We start from the raw sequence: 22,816 nt of genomic DNA, 5'->3' as shown, positions 1-22,816 counted from the left end.
GGGCGGTCGGACCTCCGGCCGTCCCGCGCCTCCTTGCCCAGATAGAGGTACGCCGATTGACAAAGTTTGGAATCCAAACTTAATCTGCGGTTCGCGATCGGGTGCGGCCGCGTTCGTGGTGGCGCCTGCCGCGAGCCCGTCCCAGCGGCACCCCAGGCGAGGAGCGTCATGGCCGAGATGCGAGGCACGACGAGAAGAACCCGATGGCGGCTGAGCCTGTTCACCGGCGCCCTCACCCTGCTGTTGGTGAGCCTCGGCCTGACGTTCGCGGTGAGCGCGCACGCGGCGGCCGGCTGCCGGGTGGCGTACTCGGCCAACCAGTGGCCCGGCGGCTTCACCGCGAACGTGGCCGTGACCAACCTCGGTGACCCGATCAACGGTTGGCGGTTGACCTGGACGTTCCCCTCCGGGCAGCAGGTGACCTCGGCGTGGAACGCCAACGTCACCGCCGCCGGCGCCAACGTCACCGCCGCCGGCGCCAACGTCACCGCCACCGACGTCGGCTACAACGCCGCCATCGGCACCAACGCCACGGTGTCCTTCGGCTTCAACGGCTCCTGGTCGGGCGCGAACACCGCCCCCACGTCGTTCGCCCTCAACGGCGTCACCTGCACCGGCGGCGTCGGCCCCACCTCCGCCCCGCCGACCACCGCCCCGCCGACGACCCCGCCACCCACCACCCCGCCACCCACCACCCCGCCGCCGACCGGTGACCCGATGGCCTACGTGGCCGCGATGCAGCCCGGCTGGAACCTCGGCAACACCTTCGACGCGGTCGGCAGCGACGAGACGGCCTGGGGCAACCCGCGGGTCACCCAGGCGCAGCTGGACGCCGTCCGGGCGCAGGGCTTCAACAGCATCCGGATCCCGGTCACCTGGAGCAACCACCACGGGGCCGCGCCGGCGTACACGATCGACGCGGCGTGGCTCAACCGGATCAAGGAGGTCGTCGGCTGGGCCCTGGATGACGGCTTCTACGTAATGATCAACATCCACCACGACTCGTGGCAGTGGATCAACGCGATGCCGACCGACCGGACCACCGTCCTCAACCGCTACAACGCGCTGTGGACCCAGATCGCGGCCGCGTTCCGGGACGCCTCGCCGAAGCTGCACTTCGAGAGCGTCAACGAGCCGCAGTTCGCCAACAGCTCCGGCGACCCCCAGAACGCCCAGCTGCTGCACGAGCTGAACACGTCCTTCCACCGGATCGTGCGGGCCTCCGGCGGCAACAACGCCACCCGGATGCTCGTCCTGCCCACCCTGCACACCTCGTCGGACCAGGCCCGCATCGACGAGCTGACCAGCACCTTCACCCAGCTGGGCGACCGCAACCTGATCGCCACCGTGCACTTCTACGGCTACTGGCCGTTCAGCGTGAACGTCGCCGGGGGCACCCGGTTCGACGCCACCACCCAGAAGGACCTGACCGACGCCTTCGACCGGGTGCACAACGCCTTCGTCGCCAAGGGCATCCCGGTGGTGATCGGCGAGTACGGCCTGCTCGGCTTCGACCGGCACACCGGCACCATCCAGCAGGGCGAGAAGCTGAAGTTCTTCGAGTTCCTCGGCTGGTACGCGAAGACCAGGAAGATCACCACCCAGCTCTGGGACAACGGGCAGCACTTCAACCGGCTCACGTTCCAGTGGAAGGACGCGGAGCTGTTCGCGCAGATCAAGTCGAGCTGGACCACCCGCTCCGGCACGGCCTACGCCGACCAGGTGTACGTGCCGCGTACCGGCTCGATCACTGCCAAAACGCTCGCGCTGAACCTGAACGGCACCACCTTCCAGGGGCTGTACCAGGGCAGCACCGCCCTGGCGCAGGGCACCGACTACACCGTGTCGGGCAGCCAGCTCACGCTCACCGCGAGCGCGCTGACCAGGCTGGTCGGCAGCCGGGCGTACGGCGTGAACGCCACCCTGCACGCGCGGTTCTCCGCCGGGGTCCCGTGGCGGATCAACGTGATCACGTACGACCCGCCGGTGCTGTCGAACGCGACCGGGAGCACCACCTCGTTCGCCGTGCCGACCCAGTTCCGGGGTGACCAGCTCGCCACCATGGAGGCGAAGTACGCCGACGGCAGCAACGCCGGCCCGCACAACTGGACGCCGTTCAAGGAGTTCGACGTGGCCTTCGCCCCCGACTACGCCGGCAACCGCATCACGCTGACCGAGGCCTTCTTCGCGGAGGTCAACGACGGCGCCCGGGTGACCCTGACGTTCCACTTCTGGAGCGGCACGACCGTCACCTACCACGTCACGAAGTCGGGCAGCGGCGTCACGGGCGTCACCGCCGCCGCGGCCCGGGTGGGCTGACCCGGCAGCGGTCTCCACGCGCAGCGGGCCGTGGCCGCCAGGCGGTCACGGCCCGTTCCGCGTACCCGAAGGGATCATCCGCTGCGGTCCGCGCCGCCCGCCGGCGCACCGGCGGCGTGGGCCCGGGCGGGGTCGCTGAAGGTGCTGACGCCGGGGACCAGCAGCGTGACGGCGCTGGCCGCGGCGGTCAGGGCGGCCGCCGCGACGAGGGTGGGCTGGATCCCGAACGCCGCGACCGCCGGCCCGGTGAGGGCGTACCCGACCGGCAGCAGGGCGAACGCGCTGAGCTGATCCAGGGCAAGGGTCTTGCCCAGTACCTCGGCGGGGATCTCGCGTTGCAGGGCGGAGAGCCAGGAGATGAAGTAGATCTCCACGACGAATCCGCCGAGGGCGAAGCAGAGCGCCGTGACCGGTAGCGGCAGGGCGAAGGCGAGGCTGGCGGGCAGGGCGGCGTAGGTGGTGAGGGCGAGCATGCTGACCGTGCCGGGCCGCCGGGGCCGCCACCGGCCGGCCAGCGCGATGGCCGGGAGAGCGCCGGCGGCGGCAGCGGCGAGGACGAGCCCGTAGGCGAGTTCGCCGCCGAGGCGGTCCGCGGCGATCAGCGGGAGCAGCGTCAGGCTGGGCGCGGTGCCGGCGAAGAGTTGGACCGCGACGGCAGCCATGACGGCGGCGACCCAGGGACGGCGCCGGACGGTGGCGATGCCGGCCGCGGCGTCGGCAAGGACGCTGGTCCGGGGCCGGTCACCGGCGGCGACGTCGCGTACGCCCAGCACCGCGAGGGCGCCGGTCGCGAACAGCAGGGCCGCCAGGCCCAGCGCGGCGTGGATGCCGATGGCGGTCACGATCGCGGCGCCGGCGAGCGCCCCGAGGAGGGTCGCGGAGCGCTGCACGGCGGACATCAGGGCGTTGCCGCGCTCCAGCAGGCCGGCGGGGAGCAGCGCCGGGATCAACGACCGCATGGCCGGCCGGGACAGGGACTCGGCCACGCCGGAGAGCGCGGTGACGATGCCGAGCGCGGCCAGGGGCAGGTCGTCGAGGGCGAGCAGCGTGCCGAGGACGATGGCGGTGCGCATCAGATCGGCGGTGAACAGGATCCGGGGCCGGGAGACGCGGTCGGCGAGGATACCCCCGGCGAGCAGGCAGACCACCAGGGCGATCGCCCGGCCGGCGAGGATGACGGCGATGGTGCCGGCACCGGCCCCGCGCTGTACGGCGTACAGCGCGAACGCGACCGGCAGGATCTGGTCGGCGACGGCCCCGGCGGACTGGCTGGCCCATACCCGCAGGAACCGCGGGTGCTGACTCAGCTTCTGCGCGGCGGCGGTGGCGGGGCTGGTGGGCGCGCTCATGGCGTGCGGCGCGCCCGGCGGTGGCCGGTGGCCGGCACGCCGACGACGGACGCCGGGCCGGCTGCGTGGCCGGGCGGGGCCCCGCGGCTGCCGGTGCCGGGCGCCACGATGGGGACGCCGGTGCGGCCGGTCGGGCTCATCCGAGCTGCTCCGGGCCGGCGGCGGGGTCGGCCGGTGACCGGTGGGAGCTGGCGGCCAGGCGGAACGGCGGTGGATACCCCGGCCCGGTGGGACCGGTGCCGTCGTCGGGTGCGGGATTGCCGGCGGAGAGCAGGTAGGTGGCGAACTCGTGGTCGGCATCCACGCCGAGCATCGCCTCGACGCCGCTGTCGTGGAACGCCACGGTCTGGAACGGCGCCAGGCCGAGCGCCGTGCAGGTCAGCGCGAAGGTCTGACCGTAGTGGCCGGCGTCGAACATCCACAGCCGGTAGGCCCGGGGGTGGCGGTACTTCCAGGACAGGCGGGCGGCGACGGTGGTGGTGAGGCAGGTGAAGGCCCCCTGGTAGGAGGGTTCCTGCTCGTACGCCAGGGCGGCGATGCGCTCGCGGTCGACGGTGGCGTCGAGGAGTTCGAGGCGGTGCACCTCGGGCGCGTAGTGGTAGAGGCCGGCCGGGACGCCGGTGACGTCGTAAACGGCCACGTAGCACTCGACCTCGTGCCGGCCACCGGCGGAGGCGCTGATGCGTCCCTGCTGCGGGCCGAACGCGCCGCCGTCGAGGAATCGCTGGGGCGCGAACGTGCAGGACAGGACGGTGGCGAGCGCGTCGATGCCGACCGGGGTGCCGGCGAACGCGCGGTGGGTGCGCCGGGCGGCGAAGACCTCCTCCACGGGCGTACGCAGCGGCAGGGCGCGTCGGGGAAGGTGCACGGCCGGGGCGTCCGGGTACCGCTTGAACGGCGCCGGAGGTGCGCCGTCGGCGGCGATCTGCGCGGCGGTGGCGTCGCGTTGCGGCGAATCCACGAGGTAGTTGGCGTCGCGGGCCTCGGTGTGCATGCGCGACGCGATCGGCCCCCAGTGCTGCCAGACGGGCGGGGTGCAGGCGTCGTCGGTGTCGGCGACGAGGATGCCGGCCTCGCGGAGCTTGTGGACCGCCTGGACGGCGGCGTCGGCGGCCTCGCCCCCGAACTGGGCGGCGACCTCGTCGACGTCGGTGAAGTCGTCGAGCCGCTGCAACAGGCTCAGCAGGTCGGGGGTGACCCGCAACCACCGGCGTTGACCGGGCAGGGCGACCATCAGCGCATCGCTGTCCCAGCGGCAGACGAGCTGGTCGCGGCGACGTACCCGCATTCCGGTGCCCTTTCCACGACGAAGCACGACGGACGGAGTGGTGCCGGACCCGCACGCGGGTCCGGCACCGGGCGCGTCAGACGGCGCCGTGGTTCAGCACAACTTCGTTCGTCTCGACGATCACGATGTCGAAGGCCATGGCTTGTACCTCCTCTCCGGCGCGATGGGCTCGGTGCACCCCTGGACGGGACCGTCCCCGCTGCATCCGGGACGGGCGTTCGGGGGAACCTGGGTGCCGCGGATACGCAGTCAGGATGCGGATCGGTCGGGCGGACGAGGCGGGAAAGTCGACTGCGGCGAGCGTTCGGGACCCCGAAAGAGAAATTCGGAGACATTTCCCGAGCGGTACGCCGTCATGACAACTCCCCTCATCCGTTCCCGCTTGCGGCAATAGAGAAGGTAGCGAATGCGTCGACCCCCTGCCAAGGGGTCGGCGGTCTTTCTCGGGCCGTCTTACAGCGAGAGTCAATGGAGATGCGAGGCGACCGCCAGGGCCGGCGACGGCCGGGGCGCCGGGTGCCTGGTCGCCGCCACGACGGGGCGGCTGAGTCGGCGGTCAGGGTGCCGGGAGCTGGCGTGCCGGCCAGCGGCTCGGCGCGGGCGTTCGCGCAGGTGGAGCCCTTGTATCGGCCGACCCCGCACCCGCTGGCGAGCGCTCGCCGGGCGTCCCGGGTGGTGGTGGCCGGCCCTTGGCCGGGTTCGGCGCGCCACCGCGCAGACGGGTGGTCCGGTGCTCCTCAGCGGCGTTGGGGCTAATCGGGTGTCCCCGGACAGGCAATGTCGTCGGGCGGTGAGGAATTCCCTCCCGATGGGTCGCGGGTGGGGAATTCGTGCGCGTGCTGGTGTATCGCCTCGGCGGGCCTTGGCCATTGGTCTCCAGGCATTCCTGCCCGCGACTCTGCGGCCGGTCAACGCATTCGGATGCGTCAAAGCCTCAGGGGCGGCCGATTAGCCGGCCCGCCAGCCCGCCGACGCGCCGACGCCGGCCGACCTGGCACGGGTACCAGGTCGGCCGGCGTCGCTGTCGCGCGAGGAGAGGAGGGTCAGACGGCCCCGACGGCCACCGGCTCGGCGGCGGGGGCCGGAGGGGGAACCGGCGCGGCAACGGCGACGGGAGCCACCGCCTCCTCGGGCAGGTACCTGCCGAGCTTGCGGATCCGCCTGGCGTTGTTGACCAGGACGTCGATCGGCGGCAGGTCGGTGTCGAGCCGTACGGCCGTCGGGTTGGCGGCGGCGTGGTGGATGTTGCTCAGCAGCGTGTGGAACGACCGCGGGAACAGCGAGCGTACGAACTTGGACTGCTGCCGGCCGCGCTTGATGCTGGTGATCGGCTTCGACCAGTCGATCTGACTGGGCCGGAACCGGTGCTGCCGCATCAGTTCGCGCCGGAACTCCTGCCACGACACCAGCTTCAGGTCGAACCGCTCGGCGATCTCGCGGGTGGTCGCCGGAGTCACCGGGTAGCTGATCGGCCGCGGCGTTTCCGACAACGCGTTGTCCACGACCGACCGGGCCAGCACGTCGCCGGCGACGATCGGGCTGGTGACCTCCGAGTCCCAGATCAGGCCCAGCTGGAGCATGTGCGAGATCATGTTCCAGAACGAGTACTCCATGCCGGGGTCCTTGAACCCGGTGGGCGCGCCGCCCAACGCGAACGGCGCCTGGTAGATGTGGATGGGCACGCCGTCACGGTTCGCCCGCAGGCTGAGGTGCTTGACGACCCACTTCATCCTGCTGTAGCCGGTGTAGAAGAAGCTGTTGCGGTAGAAGTCGCGCCGCTGCTGGTAGACCTCGCTGCCGACCGAGCCGATGACGTGCAGCGTCTTGAACCGCTCCTGCAGGCAGAACTCCGCGAGCCGGAGCGTCGGCAGGACCTTCTCCTCGCGGTACCGGGCGTAGGGGTAGTCGTGGGTCGTCGCCCCCGCGGCGTCGATGACCACGTCGACCTCGGTGAGCAGCTCGTGGTGGGCGGCGGGGTCGAGCCCCATCGCCGGCTCCAGGTAGCTGCCCTCCAGGACCGACAGCTTCCCGGTGTCGGGCAGCTCCATCTTGTACTTGCGCAGCTGCCGGGCGATGCGGTCCTCGCCGGACTTGTCGCCCTTGCGGCGCACCAGGGCGTAGACCGTCGCCACCCGGGCGTCGCCGAGGAGCTCACGCAGCATGTGCATGCCGACGTATCCGTTCGCGCCCAGCAGGAGCACGTTCTTCGGCTCGTCGGCGCCGCGTCGGGGAAGACGGCCCGCTACCGCTCGCGGGTCCTCCGAGTAGCCGAGCGAGATCCGGTTGGGGCTGCCTGTCGACAGCGCGATCCGGTCGCTGTTGTGGCGCAGGAAAATGTGCATCGATCCGCCTTTGCACGAAGGGTGGGTGTTGGGGGCCGGACGGGGACCGCGTCGGCTGTCAGGCCACGCGCCGGTCGAGGTGCTGCCAGAACCTCTCGCGCAGCTCCCGCCGGAGGAGTTTTCCGCTGGGGTTGCGGGGCAACTGGTCGACGAACTCGAAGCTCGCCGGGATCTTGAAGTCGGCGATCCGCCCCCGCAGGAACGGGGTGAGATCGCGGGCGGTCGCGGGCTGGTCGGGGTGGGTCACCACGAAGCAGTGCACGACCTCGCCCCAGTGCTCGTGCGGCACGGCGACGGCGGCGGCCTCGACCACCCCCGGGTACGCGCAGACCGCGTTCTCGATCTCCGCCGGGTAGACGTTCTCGCCGGCCACGATGATCGTGTCCTTGATCCGGTCGCGTACGAAGAGGAAGCCCTCGTCGTCGAGGTAGCCAGCGTCGCCGGTGTGCAGCCAGCCGTCGACCAGGGTCGCGGCGGTGGCTTCGGGCAGGCCCCGGTACTCGATCATCCGCGCCGGGGTCGACAGGCAGATCTCGCCGACCTCGAACGGCGGCAGCACGCGGCCCGTACCATCGATGATCTTCACGGCGAAGCCCGGGTACGGCCGGCCGGCCGCCTGCATGCGCGGCCCGCCGACGACGTGCTCCGACGGCGGCAGGCAGACGGCGGTGTTGCCGCTCTCGGACAGGCCGTAGATCTGCGCGAACTCGCAGTCGAACATCTCGATGCTGCGGCCGAGCAACGCCTCGGAGATCGGCGACCCGCCGTAGACGATCTTCCGCAGCGAGACGAAGTCCTCCCGCTTCGGCCGGGGCGGCGCGAGCATCATCTGCAACTGGGCCGGCACGACACACGCCGTGGTGACGCCGTGGCGGCGGATGAGGCGGACCGCCTCGTGCCCGGCGAACACCCGGACCGACACGTTGGTGATGCCGGCGCTGAACCCCTGGATCGACCACCAGAGTCCACCGATGTGAAACCCCGGGATGCCGATCAGGCTCACGTCGTCCGGCCGCCAGTCGATCCAGTCCAGGCCCTCGGAGGCGAGCGCGTCCCGCACCGCGAAGAAGCTGCGGTGGGCCAGCACGACACCCTTGGGGTTGCCGGTCGTGCCGCTGGTGTACACCTGGGCCAGGGGTTGCTCCTCGGTCCAGGACGGGTCCAGGTCGGCGTCCTCGTCGGCCTGCCAACCGGTGAAGCCGGCCAGCGACACGACCTCGCGCAGCTCGGGCAGGTCCGGCCGCAGCGCGTCGACGGTGTCCAGGAGATCCTCGTCGCAGAAGAGGACCGTGCTGCCGGAGTCGCGCATGATGTGCCGGATCTCGCCGGCGCGCAGCCGCCAGTTGATGGGGACCAGCACGGTGCCGGTCTTGGCACAGGCGAACAGGACGTCGTAGTAGTGCTCGGACTCCTTGCCCAGGTAGGCGACGCGGTGCCCGGCCGTGACCCCGGCGCGCCGCAGGGCGTGCGCCGTCCGGTTGCTCGACCGGTGCAGCTGCGCGTAGCTGACCGTACGGTCCTCGCAGTGCACCGCCGGATGGTCGGGCCGCTGCCCGGCGTGGAAGGCGACGACGTCGTGCACCGTGCGCAACTGCGGGTGGTACGCCGTCATCGGGCCGTCCCGTCCGGGACCGCCAGCGTCTCCTCGAGGTACTGCACGATCGCCGGGCCGGACGCGAGGGCCGGCAGCAGGTTCGGGTCGATCTCGATGCCGAACGCGTTCTCGAGCGCCATCATGAGCTGGATCTGGCGCAGCGAGGTCCAGCCCGGGACGGTGTCCGGGTCCAGGCGCTCGGGCAGCTCGTCCGGTGCGACACCGAACACCGAGCCGACGACCTCGCGGACGCGGGTCTCCAACATTGCTACTCCTTGGGTGTCGCGCCGGGGCCCTGCCCCGGGGTGAAGAAACGTCGCGTGATCCGGGAGATGGTGCGGAAGTCGTCCGTGCTCACCTCGTCGAGGGAGATCTCCGTGCCCAGCTCCGCCTCGATCAGGTAGAGCAGCTCGACGAAGTGCATCGAGTTCAGGACGCCCGTGTCCACGAGGTCGTCGTCGAGCCCGACCGAGTCGATGTCCGGACATCTGGCGCGCAGGAACGTGGTGAGGAACTCCGGAACGGTCTCGGTCGTACTCATGACCCCTCCTGGGGGCGTGTCGGTGCGGGGAGGATCTTCGTGGTGAGCCGGGCAGCCGACGGTTCGTCGGCGCACCGGTGTTCGGCCACGGCCCGTCCCGTGGAGAGGCCCGTCGGGATGAGCCGGTTGGTGCGCAGCGCGACGGCCGGATCGCGCAGCAGCGGGTTGGTGTCGCGCACGGTGGCGGAGAACAGCGCGAAGACCGGGTCGATGACCTTGGTCGCCCCGTCGGCGTCCTCGACCTCGACCCAGGCGTGGACCAGGTCGAGCATGCCGACGACCCAGCCGATCCGGGTGACCGCCGGGATGCCGGCCCGGTGGCAGAGCTGGGCCAGGTACCGGCTCGCCGAGTCGCAGCTCGCCACGCCGTGCGTGGTCACCAGGTCCACGTCGTTCTGCAGGGCCTCGGGCAGCTTGACCCAGCGCAGGTCCATGGCGGCGAACTCGGCGGCGATCGCCCGCAGCTCCGGGGAGCGCAGCTCGGCCCGCTCGCCCGTCGTGTGGACGGTGGCGGTGACGGCGAGCTGCGACGCCGTACGGGTGACGGTGTCGCCGCGCTCGGCGCTCGGTCCGGCGCCGCCGTCGGCGGGTTCGACCGTCAGGTCGTGCACCGCGCCGCCGCAGCGTTCGGGGCGCGGCAACGCCAGCGTGCTGGTCGGCTGCGGGCCGCACGCGTCGGCGGCACACGCGATCCGCAGCGCGAACCGGGAGGCGCGGGGCGCGAGCAGCTCCTCGGTCGACGAGCGCATCCACCGCAGCGAGTAGGCGAAGGCCTGCTCCGGCACGGTCGTGCCGGTGCCCGAGTACAGCGCCAGGTTGAACAGGTCGCGCGAGTCGAAACGCTCCTCGCCCGGGTCACCACTGGCGGGCAGCCCGCGGTCGAGCAACGTGGAGAGCGTGTGGTCGTCGCAGCCGAGGACCTGTCTCGCCGAGGCGCGGTCGACGTCGCCGAGCCGGTGCTCCGGCGGGACCGCGAAGAGCGTGTCCAGCCCCCGGGCCAGTCCGGGGGCCGTCATGACCGCCCCGGGTTGTCGCGCCACATCGTCTTGATGACGCTTCCGGTGCTCAGCACGTACTCGTCCACGGACGTCCAGCCGAGCATCTCGTTGATCTGCACCTGCTCCGGGCCGGCCGAGGTCTCCAGGTAGCCCGGCAGGCCGAGGGCCTCGGCCCGCGCCTGGCCGGCGCGCATCAGGACGTAGCCGACGCCGACGGAGTCGACCCGCCGGCCGAGCACCGCGAACCACACGTGCGGGCTGCTGGGGCGCATCCGGTCGAGCGCGTTGGAGATCCGCACCGCCTCCATCACGGCCCGCGGCCCGGCCAGCAGGCACGCCACCGAGCGCAGCGCCCACCCCCACCACGGCGTCGTGCGCTCGTCGCCGTAGAGGACGAGGATCCCGTCGAGCCGGTCGGCCCGGTACGCGGCGAGGGTGATGCCCGAGCTCATCAGCTGGGCGATCACCAGCTCGGCCAGGTACAGCGCGGTCAGCGCGGACATGCGCTGCCACCGGGGGAGCGAGCCGGCGGCGGCCCAGATGGCGCCGTTCTCGTACGCCTGGGCGAGCAGCCGGGAGCCCGCCCACAGCTGTCGCCACCCGAGGTCCCGGACCTCGAGCCTGGGCTCCGGGCGCGCGATTGTTCGACTGTTCACATTTCACCCCACGTCCAGACGGGAGCCCGCTGACCTGGGTGAATTTAATGGTCTTGGGTAATCGGCCAGTAATAACAAGATCCCTCCGACGGTGTGCGCCGTTGCGGCGACCTCGGGGGCCGTCGCGCGACGCCGGCCTCGTCGCCCACGAGGACCGCGCGCCTCGCCGGGCTGCTCCCTTCCCCGGGTCGGGTCCGGATGCGAGACTGAGTCGTGTCGCGTGACGACCTCGGGAGCCCGCCGGAGCACCACCGCGCCGAGCCGGTGCCGGCGTGATCAGCGGCCACTGGGAGGTCGTCGTGGTCGGCGGCCGGATCGCCGGAGCGTGCACCGCCTGGGCCCTCGCGCCGTACGCGGAGCGGGTCCTCGTCCTCGACGCCTCGCGGCCCACCGCGTTCTGGCCGCAGCAGTCCACCTGGGACCGCTCCGGCAACCTCGCCTGGGCCGAGCTCGGTCTACTGGAGACGGTCCTGGCCTGCGGCGCCCCGCGCACTTACGGCGACACCCAGCGCATCGGCGAGGACGTGGTCGAGCGGGTCTACCCGCGCGAGGACGCCCACTCGTTCCGGATGAGCGTGCCCCGCGAGGTGCTGGACCCGGCGCTGCTGGCCGCGGCGCGCGGCCGGGGCAACGTCACCGTGCGGCGCCCGGCCCGGGTGCGGGACCTCACAGTCGACGCGGGCAGGGTGCGCGGCGTGACCGTCCGGCACGGTGCCGTCGACAGCGAGGTCACCTGCGACCTGCTGGTGCTGGCGGACGGCCGGCTGTCGCGCAACGCGGAGCGCGTGGGGGCGGACGCCTACCGGGTGGTCGAGTCACCGTGGTTCGCGCTGCTGGCCTACTACGAGAACCTGCCGCTGCCCACCGACCGCTCCTACTTCTCGTTGCAGGACCGCAGCGTCCTCATCTCGACGCCCTGCGGCGACAAGCAGTGGTGCGTCGCGGTGGACCTGCACCAGAGCCTGATCGACGAGACCGGCCGGCACCCGGCGCGCTCGTACGAGCGGATGGTGCGCGACGACCCGTATCTCGGCCCGGCCGTCGCCGTCGGGCGCCGCACCACCTCGATCGGCGGCGCCGGGCGGATGCGCATGCTGCGCCGGCCGATGAGCGGGCCCGGCTGGTGCCTGGTCGGCGACGCCGGCTACCACCTGGACCCGGTCACCGCCCAGGGCACCCGGGCCGCCGTGGTCACGGCCCGGATCCTGCGGGACCGCGTCGCGGGCGCCGGCCGCGTCGCGGGCGCGGACCTGACCGGCCTGACCGGCGAACGCGACGCCGCCCTCGACGACGACTGGGACTACACGGAGCAGATCGTGCGCGGCTGACCGACGCCACCACCGGCCCACGCCCACCACCGGCCGCGCCGCCACCGGCCGACGCCCTCCACCGGTCGACGCGCCCTCCACCGGCCGGCGAGCGGATCCGCCGCCGAGTCAGCGCGGGGTCGGCCCGACCGGCTACGCCACCGGCCGGCTGCCGTTGATGGTCACCCGCTGGCCGTAGCGGGAGTGCGGGTAGTAGTCCCAGACGGCGTGGTGCTGGGTGCAGCGGTTGTCCCAGAACACCAGCGTGTTCGGCGTCCAGCGCACCCGGCAGTTCAGGATCGGCTGCTGAGCGACCCAGCCGAAGAGCATGTCCAGCAGCGCCCGGCTCTCGTGGCGGGAGAGCTGCACGATGTGCGAGGTGAAGCCGGCGTTGACGAAGAGCAGCTTGCGGCCGGTCTCCGGGTGGCGTACGACGACCGGGTGCTCGCTCTTCGGCACGACGTACTCCGGCGGCGGGGTGTGGCCCTGCCACGGGATCAGGCCGTCGTGGATCGCGGTCAGCCCGTCGAGGAAGGCCCGCATCGGCGGGGAGAGCATCTCGTACGCCAGGTGCATGTTCGCCCAGAGGGTGTCGCCGCCGACGCCGATCTCCGGCGTCCTGGTGACGTAGAGCATCGAGCCCAGCGACGGCTCGGCCTCGGCGGTGCCGTCGGTGTGCCAGTCCTCGCCGGCCACGAACCGCGAGTCCCGGCCGGCGCTGATCTCGAGGACGGCGGGGTCGCCGCCGTCGAGGTCGGCGAGGGGCTGCCGGCGCAACTCGCCGAACAGGCCGGCGAAGCGCTTGTGGTCCTCGGCGGAGAGCACCTGGTCGCGGAAGACCAGCACATGGTGGGCGAGGAAGGCGCGCCTGACCTCGGCCAGTTGCCCGTCCGACAGCTCGGTGGCGAGGTCGAGGCCGGAGACCTCCGCGCCGATGACCGGAGAGATCGGTCGGACGGTGATGGTGTCGTAGCGCTCCGGCGGGCGGGTCGTCGCCCGCTCGACGGCGGCAAGGACGTGCTCTTCCATTCGTTCCCTCCTGGGTTCGGTGTCACAGCCCCCGGGCCAGCAGGTCGGCCACGATCAGCCGGCCGAAGGCGAGGTTGCCGTGGATCGGGTCGTCCGGCTCGCAGAACGCGGCCCGCTGCCGGCCCGCGCCGTCGGTGACCCGGGCCCGCAGGTCCACGATCTCCACGCCGAGCGCGACGAGCGCGCGGCGGACCGTCTCCTGGGCCGCCATGAACACCAGCGGGTCGGACATTCCCGGCACCCGCTGTGGCGGCAGCACCGCGAGGACGCGCAGCCCCAGGTCGAGGGCGTGGCGGTAGAAGGCCAGCGCGTCGCGGGCCATGGCGCGCACGATGTCGTCGAAGAGCCCGCCGGCGAGGAAGCCCGCCGGGAAGGCGCCGTCGCCCGCCCGGTAGATCCGCCAGTTCTCGGTGGTGGCGAAGAAGTGGGCGCTGAGCCCGAACGTCGAGACCAGCGGGACGGCGAGCTGCCCGACGTCGGCCACGCCCAGCTCGGCCAGGAAGCCGCGGTGGCGTTCCTGCACGGCGGCGTCCCGGAACACCAGGCCGTCGTCGCGGACGTCGAAGAAGCCGACGTTGAAGTCGCGCCCCGAGCCGACCGGCCCGCCGACGAAGGGCACCCCGGCCGCCGTGGCCGCGCGGGCGATCGGCCCGGCGTGCGAGTCGCCCAGCAACAGGAACCTAGCCGGCGCGGTAGTGGTCGAGGACGGCGTCGTCACAGTAGAGGTCACCTCCGTCGGCGGCGTCGGCGCGAGCGTCGGACGCCGTGGCGGTCGGACCCGCCGACCTGTCGCGTTCGAGGGCGTCGAAGAAGTGGCGCATGACGAAGGCGACCCCCGTCGGCGTCACGGCGCGCAGGTTCGGCGCGAAGAAGACCCCCCGGAACGGGAAACTGGTGATCAGCTCGTACGAGGGGAAGTAGTCGACGTGCTCGTGCTCCTGGGCCAGCTGGCCCGCCGCGGCCCGCAGCACCGACTTGGAGTACGTGGTGGCGGTCAACGCGTGCGCCCCGGTCGCCGTCGCGGTGAGCGGCACCGGCGACACGGTCAGCAGGACGGTCAGCCGGGGGTTGGCGGCGCGCAGCAGCGCGACGACGGCGGCGAGGTCCCGGTGCACCTCGGCCACGGTGAAGTTGTGGAAGACGTGCCGCCCGGCGTCGAAGGTGCCCCGGACGGTGCCGGGGCAGACCGGGTGGACGGTGCCGGTCGGCACGTCGCGCCAGGCCTCGGTCAGGCCGAGGGTGAAGATGAGACAGCCCGCCTCGGCGACCGCCCCCCGCATCGCCGCCAGGGTGGACCGGCGGGCGGCCAGGGTCGCCTCCGCCGAGTCGTACCCGTCGGGTTCGACCGACGGGCGGTACGGGTCGAAGAACCGGTCGCCCTCGCACCAGACCTCGTCGGGCCCGGGGTCGTCCGTCAGCGCCCAGGTCAGCCACTGCCGCAGGGTGGCGGCGGTGTAGATGGTGCCGGTGCGGAAGGAGAACGCGCCGTAGTGGCGGGCCCGGCGCTCGGCCTCGGTCAGCCCCGGCGGGGGCAGCTCGACCTCACGCCAGTTCATCCCCTCGTCGCGCAGGGCGGGACCGAGGTGGCGGGCGAAGCAGGAACCGGCGGTGAGGACCGGATCGTCCGGGTCGAGGCCGAACTTCGGCGTCCACACCTCGCCGATGTCCCGCATCTCCGGCTCGGCCACGGCGGTGCGCCAGAACGACCGCGACGGCAACGACTGGTACGGATTCATCGCGCCGCCCTCGGGTCGGTGGCCAACTCCGCCTCGTTGATGGCCCCGGCCACCATGTCCACGTGCGGCGCCTCGACGATGCCGTAGTGGGTGGTGTCGACGAGGTGCCAGGCGAGCCCGGTCAGGTGCCCCCGCCACGTGCGGGCCTGCTCCTGCGGCGCGCCGAGCGCCGGCAGCCCGGCCGTCGGGCGGCCCGCGAGCCAGAGCCGCCCGGGCGTCCCCGCCAGCCGGGGCAGGGTGTGCTGGGCCATGCTCGCCAGGTTGGCCCGGCAGCAGCGCGCCAGCGCGTTCGCGTACGCCGTCGCCGCGGTGTTCGCGCCGGTCGCCGCCCCCAGCTCGTGGGCGAAGAGCGCGGCGAGCCGCTCCTCGTCGTACGCCTCGAAGGCCGGCGCGGCGTCCGGCGGCGGCGGGTCGAGCAGGTACAGCTCGTCCGCCGGCTGGCCGGCCGCCTCGGCCTCCGCCGCCATCCCGAGCGCCACCCAGGCGCCGAACGACCACCCGGCGAGCCGCCAGCGCCACTCGTCGCGGGGGAAGCGGTCCCGTAGCGCGGCGTGGTAGCGCGCGGCCCGCTCCGCCAGCGACCAGGCCGGCTGCCCGGGGCTCACCAGCGCAGGATCGGCGATGACGCAGACCGTGAGCTCCGGATCGAGCGCCGACACCAGCGGCCGGTACGCCTGGACGTCGCCGCCGACCGGATGGACCAGGCAGAGCACCGCACGCCCCCGGCCCGCCTGCCAGACCTCCACCGCCACGGCGGGGTCGGCGGGGTCGGCGGCGCGGACCGGCTCGCCGAGGAGCCCCAGCACCTCGGCCAGGCTCACCCGGTGGCTCAGCTGGGACAGGCCGAGGCTGACGCCGAAGCGCTCCTTGACCCGGTCGATCAGGTCCAGCAGCAGCAGCGAGTCGGCCCCCAGGTCGTAGAGGGACGCGGCCGGGTCGAGCGCGTCGACGCCCAGCCAGTCGCAGAGCCACTCGCCGACCTGCTCGGCGGCCGACCGGGGCAGTACGGCGGGTGTCGCGTCCGCCGGGCCGGCCAGTGGCGCGTAGAACTCCCGCGCCCGGTCCAGCGCGGTGGTGCAGACGAGCAGCTGCGGCAGCCGCAGCCGCAGGGCCTGCGCGAAGAGCCGGCGCCCCTCGTCCACGGAGAGGCCGACCGCCAGGTGCGCCCGGTGCCGGGCGTCGGTGGGCAGGGCGTCCCGGGCCAGGCCCACCTCGCTCCAGACGTCCCAGCCCACGGAGATCCGCAGCGTGGTGTCGGCCCCGTCCGCCCGGTGCCGGGCGAAGCCGTCGAGCAGTCCGTTGGTGGCGGCGTAGTCGAGCTGGCCGACGCCGCCGAGCTGCGCCGACATCGACGAGCAGTAGACGACGAACGACGGCCGGTGGCGCGCGACCAACCGCTCCACGAGCAGCGCGCCGTACGCCCTGCCGGCCGTGGCCCGCCGCATCGCGGCCGCGTCCCGCCGGCCGATCAGCCCGCCGGCCGCGATCCCCGCGGCGTGGACCACCCCGTCGACCCGTCGGGTCCGGGCGTCGAGCCGGGCCAGCAGTTCGTCGGGTCCGGCCTCGGCCAGGTCGCCCTCGACGAGGTCGACGCGGTCGGCCCAGCGCGCCAACCCGGCCGGCAGCGGCCCGCGCCGCGCCAGCAGGACCACCCGGCAGTCGCCCTGCTCCAGCAGCCAGGCGGCGATGCTCCGCCCGATGCCGCCGGTGCCGCCGAGGACCACGTACACGGCCGGTCCGGCCGGCAGCGCGCGCGTGGCGGGCACCGCCGGCAGCGGATGCGTGGCCGGCGCGGCCGGCGGGCGGACCGGCAGCAGCGCCTGCTCCCACCAGTAACTCCCGCGCAGCGCGAGTCGGCGGGGTGGTGTCTCCTCCGCCAGCAGCGCCGCGAGCGCCGGCGCCCAGTCGGCCGGATCGGGGCCCGGCAGGTCCACCCAGTGGCTCGCGACGTCGCCCTCCTGGGGTGCGACCTCGCAGACCCCGGCGAGCAGGCCCAGCTCCGGCCGGCGTACGTCGTCGTGCACGGGTTGCGCCTGCTGCGACAGCCACCAGGCCCGCAGCCGGGGCCGGCGGGGCAGCGCGGCGACGGCTGCCAGCAGCGCCGCCGGGGTGTCGACGCAGGCCCGGTACGCGTGGGCGAGCGCGTCCGCGCCGACCGGCCCGTCGACGGCCAGCGGCAGCGCGTGGAGCCAGTCGACACCGCCGTGCCCGGGCGCGGCCGGCGAGCCGGCGTCGGCACCGGTCAGCGCGTCGAGCAGCCGGCCCAGCGACTCGGGATCGGCCGGGTCGGCCTGGTAGCTGTCCGGTCCGAGCCGGGCGAAGCCGTCCGCGGCGGTGACGGCGACCACCCGGGCGTGGGACGCCGCGAAGGCGCGGAGCGCGGCCGGCGGCGGTGGTTCCGCGGCCATGACCACGAGCGTCTCCGGGCGGCGGGCACCGGGGTCGGCCCCCGCGTGCCGCCAGCGCACCCAGTGCGGCTGGTGCAACCACTCGGCCTCGGACAGCCGCGCCGGCCACGGCTGATCGGCCGGCGCCGCCCCGGCAGCCGCCGGCACCCCGGGCGACGCCGCCCCGGGCGACGCCACCCCGGCTGACGCCGCCCCGGCGGGCGGTGCCATCCCGGCCGGCGGTGCCGACCCGGCCGGCGGGGCGGCGCGGGCGAACTCGTGGTCGACGAGAACGAACGCCGGCGGGGGGAAGTCCCAGGGCGGCTGCGCTGGACCGGCCGGCCACCGGACCGGCCGACCGGCCAGCCAGGCGGCGACGAGGTCGGCCGCCGGTGGCGTACCGGCCGGGCCGGTGACCGCGACGGGCGCCGCCTCGACGGGGGTGACCTCGACGGCGGTCGCGGTGCGCAGCCAGGCCACGGCGGCGGCCGCGTCGGCGCAGACGGCCGCCGCCCGCCACCTGCCCGGCGTGCGGCCCGCCTGGAGGTGGCGCAGCACCCGGTGGTAGGCCTCGGGCCGGGCCGCCAGGTAGTCGGCGATGCGGTCGGCGTCGGCGCGCAGGCCGGCCGCGCTGCCGCTGGCGAGCAGCACCACCGGTACGCCGGGGACCGGCGGAGTCTCCGGGCCGGCGCCGACCTGCGCGACCGCCTCGCAGACCAGGTGGGCGTTGGTGCCGCCGATGCCGAAGCTGCTCACCGCCGCCACGCGTGGCCGGTCGACGGGCCAGGGCCGGGCCTTCGTGGGGACGTGGAACGGGGCCGGGTCGGGGCCCAGCCGTGGATTGAGGCGACGGAAGTCGACGTTCGGCGGGATCAGCCCGTGGTGCACGGCCAGCACGGCGCGGACCAGACCGACCACCCCGGCCGCCGCGCCGAGATGACCGATCTGGCTCTTCACCGAGGCCAGCGCGACGCGACCGGACCCGGCCAGGTCGAACGCCTGGCGTAGCGCCGCCACCTCCACCGGATCGCCCAGCTCCGTGCCGGTGCCGTGCGCCTCCACGTAGCCCACGTCGCCGCTGGTACGCCCGCTGCGGCGCAGCGCGGTACGGATCACCTCACGCTGGCCGGCGACCGACGGCGCGGCGTAGCCGATCTTCTCCGCGCCGTCGTTGTTGACGGCCGACCCGGTGATCACGGCGTAGACGGTGTCGCCGTCGCGCCGGGCCAGCCGCAGGGGCTTGAGCACGACCACGCCCACCCCGCTGGCGCCGACGGTGCCGCCGGCGTCGTCGCTGAACGGCCGGCAGTGCCCGTCCGGGGAGAAGATGTGCTGCGGCTGGTAGCGGTAGCCGGCCGTCAGCAGCGGGTCCACCAGCACGCCGCCGACCAGCATCACGTCGCTGTCGCCCTGGCGCAGCAGCCCGGCCGCGACGTGGACCGCCACCAGCGAGCTGGCGCAGGCCGCCTGCACGGTGAAGGCCGGACCGGTCAGCCGCAGGTGGTAGGCGACCTTCGTGGCCAGGAAGTCCTTCTCGTGGTGCAGCGCCAACTGGAAGGAGTCCGGCAGCCGCGCCGGATCGGCTTCGCGCAGCATCGTCTGGAAGTACGTGTTCTCGCCGCAGCTGGCGAGCAGGCCGACCCGCTGCCCGGCGGGATCGGCGATGCCGGCGTGCGCCAACGCCTCGACGCAGCTCATCAGCAGGTGCCGCTGCTGCGGATCCATCAGCCGCGCCTCCTGGCGGCTGATGCCGAAGTGCCCCGGGTCGAAGCCGAGCACCCCGGCCAGCTGGCTGCGGGCGCCGACCAGGCCGTCGGCGGCGTCGAAGTGCTCGATGCCCCGGTCGCCGGCCTCCACCATCGCCCAGAAGGCGGCCAGGTCGGCCGCGCCGGGCAGCCGGACGGCCATCCCGACCACGGCGACCGGCTCGTCCGCCGGGCCAGCGACGGCCCCGTCCCGCGCGCCCACCGCCGCCTCCGTGGCCCGTTGCTCGGTGAGGAACCGGGCGAGGCGGCGGATGGTGACGTGCTCGAAGAGGTCGGGGATGCTCAGCGGCAGCCCCTCGGCGGCGCAGCGCAGGTGGAAGCGCATCAGGTCGAGGCTGCCCGCGCCCTGGTCGAAGAAGCGCCGGTCGGGTGCGATCGGCGTCCCGACGACCTCCTCGAAGAGCTTGGCCAGCCGAGACTCCAGGACCGACATGACCGGCGCCGGCGCGGCGGCGCCCGGCCGCAGCTCCTCGCCCGGTGCCGTCAACGCGCGGCGGCGGTCCAGCTTCCCGCTGGCGGTACGCGGCAGCTCCGGCAGCCGCCGGAACCGGTCCACCCGCACGTACCCGGGCAGGAGCCCCGCCAGGTGACCGGTCAGCTCCTCCGGCGACGGTGGATCCGCCCGCAGCTCCAGACAGGCGACCAGGTGCGGATCGTCGCGGACCACCACGGCGTTGACGACCGCCGGGTGCGCCAGCAGGGCCGCCTCCACCTGGCCCAGCTCCAGCCGGTGCCCGCTCACCTTCACCTGCTGGTCGTCGCGGCCCAGGTAGTGCAGCAGACCGTCGCGGTCGAACCGGGCCTGGTCGCCGCTGCGGAAGAACCAGCCGTCACCGGGCAGCTCGACGAAGCGGGCCCGGTCGAGCGCCGGATCGTCCAGGTAGCAGGGCGCCACCAGTTCCCCGCCGATCAGCAGCTGCCCGGGGCAGTCCGGCGGCACCACCTCGTCGGCGGAGTCCACCACCCGCAGCCACGTGTTGGCGACCGGGCGGCCGATGGCGGGGCGGGTCGGCCAGGTGGCCGGGTCGCCGTCGAGGCAGAGGCTGCTGACCACGTGGGTCTCGGTCGGGCCGTAATGGTTGAACAGGCGCGCACCGGGCAGGCCGGCGAACCAGCGGCGGATGCTGTCGGTGCAGATCAGCTGCTCGCCGGCGGTGACGACCTCCCGCAGCCGGGACGGGTACCGGCCGAGGCGGACCCCGTGCTCGGCGAGGAGTTGCAGGGCGACGTACGGCAGGAAGATCCGCTCGATGCCGGCGGCGTCGAGGTGCGCCAGCAGGGCCGGCATGTCCTGCCTGAGCCCGGGGCGGGGAAGGTGCAGGGTGCCGCCGCCGCAGAGCGTGCCGAAGATCTCCTGGAAGGACACGTCGAAGGAGAGCATGGAGAACTGCAGGGTCGCCGCCGCGCCCGCCAGGCCGCCGGCCTCGCTCTGCCAGCGCAGGAGGTTGACCAGCAGGGCGTCGCCGACCTGCACCCCCTTGGGCGTGCCGGTCGAGCCCGAGGTGAAGAGCGTGTAGAGCGGGCGGCCGGCGTACGACGGCGCGACAGGCGTGGCCGACCGGGACAGCACCACCGGGTGCCGGGGATGAGCGCCCTCGTCGATCACGTCGAGGGCGGGCTCGTCGCCGGGCGCCAGCAGCACGCAGAGCGGGTCGACCTGGCCCAGCACCTGGCGCAGCAGCGCCGGCGGGTAGGCCCGGTCGAGCGGCACGACGGTCAGGTTGAGCCGGGCCGCCGAGAGCAGCGCCACCACGTGTTCCACCGACGGCTCGAAGAACAGGGCGACGCAATGCCGGTCGTCGGTGGAGACCGGATGGTCCCGCAGCAGTTCGGCGGCGAGCGCCGAGGCGTACGCGTCGAGGTCGGCGTAGCTGAGGCGACGGTCGCCGGCCACCAGCGCGGTTGCGGTCGGCTCCGCCCGCACCCGCCGGGCGAAGGCCTCGGCCACGGTGGGGAAGGCCGACGGGGTACGCGAACCCCGGCCGGGCTCGGGCAGGCCGCGGCGGTAGGGGCGCACCAGCTCGGCCAGCGTGCTCGGGTCGGTGCCGGTCAACGCGTCCAGGCCGCGCCGGAACAACTCGGCCGCCGCGGCCACGTCGGCGGCGTCGAAGTGCTCGTCGGCGTACTCCCAGAGGCAGTCGAAGCCGGACTCGTGCGCGACGACCGAGAGGGTGAGCGGGCACTTGGCCTCGGTCGGGGCCAGCCAGACCGGCCGGGACGCGCAGCCGGGCAGCGCCAGCGCGGAGAAGTCCGTGTTGTCGAGGACGAAGAGGAAGTCGAACAGCGGCGCGTCGGCGCCGAAGTCGTGGTCGGCGACGGCGTGCGCGAGCGCCACGTCCTGCGCGTCGAGCACCGCGCGTACGGCGTCGGCCTGTCGGCGCAGCTGCGCCCGCAGTTCCTCGGCGGGTGCCAGCGCCAGGGGCAGCAGCACCGTGTTGGCGAACATGCCGACACTCGCCTCGAAGTCGCGTACGGGCCGGTTCGCCACCGGGCTGGCGACGCGCGGATGGGTGCGGCCGGTCACCCCGTGCACGGCCCAGCCGAAGAGCGTCAGCAGCAGCGGGAAGCGGGTCAGTCCCAGCTCGGCGCCGAGCCGGTCGAGGGCGGCACGGCGTTCCGGGCCGATCGTGGTGTGGAGCAGGTGGTCCCCGGTGCCGCCGTGCTTCCGGATCGGCCGCAGCGGCGCGGCGACCTCCGTCACGTCGGCGTAGTGGCCGCGCAGGGCGTCGCGTTGTGCCCGGTAGGCCGGCCGGGCGAACCACTCGGCCTGCCACCGGGCGTAGTCCAGCGGCGTCGGGGCGGGCTCGTCCTCGTCCTCGGTCGTGCCGGCCAGCGCCGCCGCGTACGCGGCCGACAGCCCGCGGAACAGGACGTCGAGCGACCAGCCGTCGACCGCGATGTGGTGCAGGTGCAGCAGGAGCACCCCGCCGCCGTCGCGGGCCAGCCAGTACGCCCGCAGCATGCGCGGCTGCCCGAGGTCGAAGGAGGCGGCGAAGAGGGCGCGGGCGCGCTCGCGCCACCCGGCCCAGTCGCCGTCGCCAACCCCGCCGCCAGCCCCGTCACCGGCCCCAGCCCAGTCGCCGTCGCCGGCCCTGTCGCCGGCCCCAGCCCAGTCGTCAGCCCTGGCCCCGGCCCCGGCTCCGTCAGCGTCGGAAGCGGACGCGGGAGTGGGAGTTGGCTCGCGCCACGGGTCGTAGGGGTCGCCGACCTCCTGGCGCAGCCCCTCCGGCGTGGCCCGGAAGGCGGTCCGTAGCGCCGGATGACGTGCCACCACCCGGCGCAGCGCGTGCCGCAGCGCGTCGACGTCGACCCGGCCGCGCAGCTCGAAGGCGAGCCCCACGTGGTAGGCGGTGGACGCCGGGGACCGTTGCTGCAACAGCCAGAGCCGCTGCTGCTCCGAGGTGGCCGGCGCGGACCGGGCGCCGGACGGGGGAGCCGGCACCGGGTACGGCGAGCCGGTCGCGGTGCGGGCCGTCGCGACCGCCGTGGCCAGCTCGGCGAGGT

At 73.9% G+C, this 22,816-nt stretch carries 14 protein-coding genes (1 of these 14 cut by a window edge); 2 read left to right on the top strand and 12 right to left on the bottom strand.

What is annotated here, in order from left to right; translation table 11 throughout:
* The first annotated feature begins 168 nt into the window (after nucleotides 1-168).
* Nucleotides 169-2,319 carry a cellulase family glycosylhydrolase gene (locus OG989_RS26580; RefSeq protein WP_327028831.1) on the top strand — a complete coding sequence of 717 codons (2,151 nt, stop codon included), beginning with the start codon at nucleotides 169-171 and terminating at the stop codon, nucleotides 2,317-2,319.
* A 74-nt stretch (nucleotides 2,320-2,393) separates the two neighbouring features.
* Here the strand turns inward: OG989_RS26580 and OG989_RS26575 are convergent, their stop codons facing one another.
* From OG989_RS26575 to OG989_RS26540, 8 genes are all read right to left on the bottom strand, one after another.
* Nucleotides 2,394-3,668, bottom strand: coding sequence for an MFS transporter (locus tag OG989_RS26575; protein WP_192581455.1), 1,275 nt, complete (start codon nucleotides 3,666-3,668; stop codon nucleotides 2,394-2,396).
* Nucleotides 3,669-3,804: 136 nt separating this feature from the next.
* Nucleotides 3,805-4,956, bottom strand: coding sequence for a SagB/ThcOx family dehydrogenase (locus OG989_RS26570; protein WP_327028830.1), 1,152 nt, complete (start codon nucleotides 4,954-4,956; stop codon nucleotides 3,805-3,807).
* Between the two features lie 1,043 nt (nucleotides 4,957-5,999).
* Nucleotides 6,000-7,298: an SDR family oxidoreductase gene (locus OG989_RS26565; RefSeq protein WP_151455470.1), complete on the bottom strand. Its 1,299-nt coding sequence runs from the start codon at nucleotides 7,296-7,298 to the stop codon at nucleotides 6,000-6,002.
* Between the two features lie 58 nt (nucleotides 7,299-7,356).
* Nucleotides 7,357-8,910 (bottom strand): long-chain-fatty-acid--CoA ligase, encoded by a 1,554-nt coding sequence (locus tag OG989_RS26560; RefSeq protein ID WP_151455469.1) that lies wholly within the window; start codon nucleotides 8,908-8,910, stop codon nucleotides 7,357-7,359.
* Nucleotides 8,907-9,158 (bottom strand): acyl carrier protein, encoded by a 252-nt coding sequence (locus tag OG989_RS26555; RefSeq protein WP_151455468.1) that lies wholly within the window; start codon nucleotides 9,156-9,158, stop codon nucleotides 8,907-8,909. Before OG989_RS26555 ends, OG989_RS26560 begins: the two co-directional genes overlap by 4 nt.
* A gap of 2 nt (nucleotides 9,159-9,160) precedes the next feature.
* Entirely contained in the window at nucleotides 9,161-9,433 is a 273-nt protein-coding gene (locus tag OG989_RS26550; RefSeq protein WP_132240601.1) for an acyl carrier protein, read from the bottom strand.
* The gene (locus OG989_RS26545) at nucleotides 9,430-10,449 is read right to left on the bottom strand and encodes a hypothetical protein (protein ID WP_151455467.1); all 1,020 of its coding nucleotides are present in this window, start codon (nucleotides 10,447-10,449) and stop codon (nucleotides 9,430-9,432) included. Before OG989_RS26545 ends, OG989_RS26550 begins: the two co-directional genes overlap by 4 nt.
* On the bottom strand, nucleotides 10,446-11,087 hold the full coding sequence (locus OG989_RS26540) for a hypothetical protein (protein ID WP_151455466.1): 642 nt from the start codon (nucleotides 11,085-11,087) through the stop codon (nucleotides 10,446-10,448). Before OG989_RS26540 ends, OG989_RS26545 begins: the two co-directional genes overlap by 4 nt.
* A 272-nt stretch (nucleotides 11,088-11,359) precedes the next feature.
* Here OG989_RS26540 and OG989_RS26535 point away from each other — a divergent pair, with 272 nt between their 5' ends.
* Nucleotides 11,360-12,415, top strand: coding sequence for an FAD-dependent oxidoreductase (locus OG989_RS26535; protein ID WP_151455465.1), 1,056 nt, complete (start codon nucleotides 11,360-11,362; stop codon nucleotides 12,413-12,415).
* Between the two features lie 132 nt (nucleotides 12,416-12,547).
* On the opposite strand, the gene OG989_RS26530 is transcribed toward OG989_RS26535, so the two are convergent.
* The 4 genes in view from OG989_RS26530 to OG989_RS26515 are tightly spaced (at most 22 nt apart) and all read right to left on the bottom strand, a layout consistent with a single transcriptional unit that may run on beyond the window.
* Nucleotides 12,548-13,423, bottom strand: coding sequence for a TauD/TfdA dioxygenase family protein (locus OG989_RS26530; protein WP_151455464.1), 876 nt, complete (start codon nucleotides 13,421-13,423; stop codon nucleotides 12,548-12,550).
* Nucleotides 13,424-13,445: 22 nt separating this feature from the next.
* Complete coding sequence (locus tag OG989_RS26525; protein WP_327028829.1) at nucleotides 13,446-14,096, bottom strand: hypothetical protein; 651 nt, start codon at nucleotides 14,094-14,096, stop codon at nucleotides 13,446-13,448.
* A gap of 7 nt (nucleotides 14,097-14,103) precedes the next feature.
* Nucleotides 14,104-15,159, bottom strand: a complete 1,056-nt coding sequence (locus OG989_RS26520; protein WP_327028828.1) for a GSCFA domain-containing protein — start codon at nucleotides 15,157-15,159, stop codon at nucleotides 14,104-14,106.
* On the bottom strand, nucleotides 15,156-22,816 hold the 3' portion of the coding sequence (locus OG989_RS26515; protein ID WP_327028827.1) for a non-ribosomal peptide synthetase. Its footprint extends 1,846 nt past the window's final position; the window shows 7,661 of its 9,507 coding nt (coding positions 1,847-9,507); its start codon lies off the right edge, out of view; the stop codon is at nucleotides 15,156-15,158. Before OG989_RS26515 ends, OG989_RS26520 begins: the two co-directional genes overlap by 4 nt.

It is taken from the genome of Micromonospora sp. NBC_01740 (assembly GCF_035920365.1).
Classification (GTDB): Bacteria; Actinomycetota; Actinomycetes; order Mycobacteriales; family Micromonosporaceae; genus Micromonospora; species Micromonospora reichwaldensis.
This window is presented reverse-complemented; position numbering and strand designations above follow the sequence as displayed.

What these genes read in the sequence shown, in the direction of transcription:
- OG989_RS26560 (WP_151455469.1), bottom strand. Translation starts at nt 8,910, where the DNA reads ATGACGGCGTACCACCCGCAGTTGCGCACGGTGCACGACGTCGTCGCC.
- OG989_RS26545 (WP_151455467.1), bottom strand. Translation starts at nt 10,449, where the DNA reads ATGACGGCCCCCGGACTGGCCCGGGGGCTGGACACGCTCTTCGCGGTC.
- OG989_RS26555 (WP_151455468.1), bottom strand. Translation starts at nt 9,158, where the DNA reads ATGTTGGAGACCCGCGTCCGCGAGGTCGTCGGCTCGGTGTTCGGTGTC.
- OG989_RS26575 (WP_192581455.1), bottom strand. Translation starts at nt 3,668, where the DNA reads ATGAGCGCGCCCACCAGCCCCGCCACCGCCGCCGCGCAGAAGCTGAGT.
- OG989_RS26530 (WP_151455464.1), bottom strand. Translation starts at nt 13,423, where the DNA reads ATGGAAGAGCACGTCCTTGCCGCCGTCGAGCGGGCGACGACCCGCCCG.
- OG989_RS26550 (WP_132240601.1), bottom strand. Translation starts at nt 9,433, where the DNA reads ATGAGTACGACCGAGACCGTTCCGGAGTTCCTCACCACGTTCCTGCGC.
- OG989_RS26570 (WP_327028830.1), bottom strand. Translation starts at nt 4,956, where the DNA reads ATGCGGGTACGTCGCCGCGACCAGCTCGTCTGCCGCTGGGACAGCGAT.
- OG989_RS26520 (WP_327028828.1), bottom strand. Translation starts at nt 15,159, where the DNA reads ATGAATCCGTACCAGTCGTTGCCGTCGCGGTCGTTCTGGCGCACCGCC.
- OG989_RS26580 (WP_327028831.1), top strand. Translation starts at nt 169, where the DNA reads ATGGCCGAGATGCGAGGCACGACGAGAAGAACCCGATGGCGGCTGAGC.
- OG989_RS26565 (WP_151455470.1), bottom strand. Translation starts at nt 7,298, where the DNA reads ATGCACATTTTCCTGCGCCACAACAGCGACCGGATCGCGCTGTCGACA.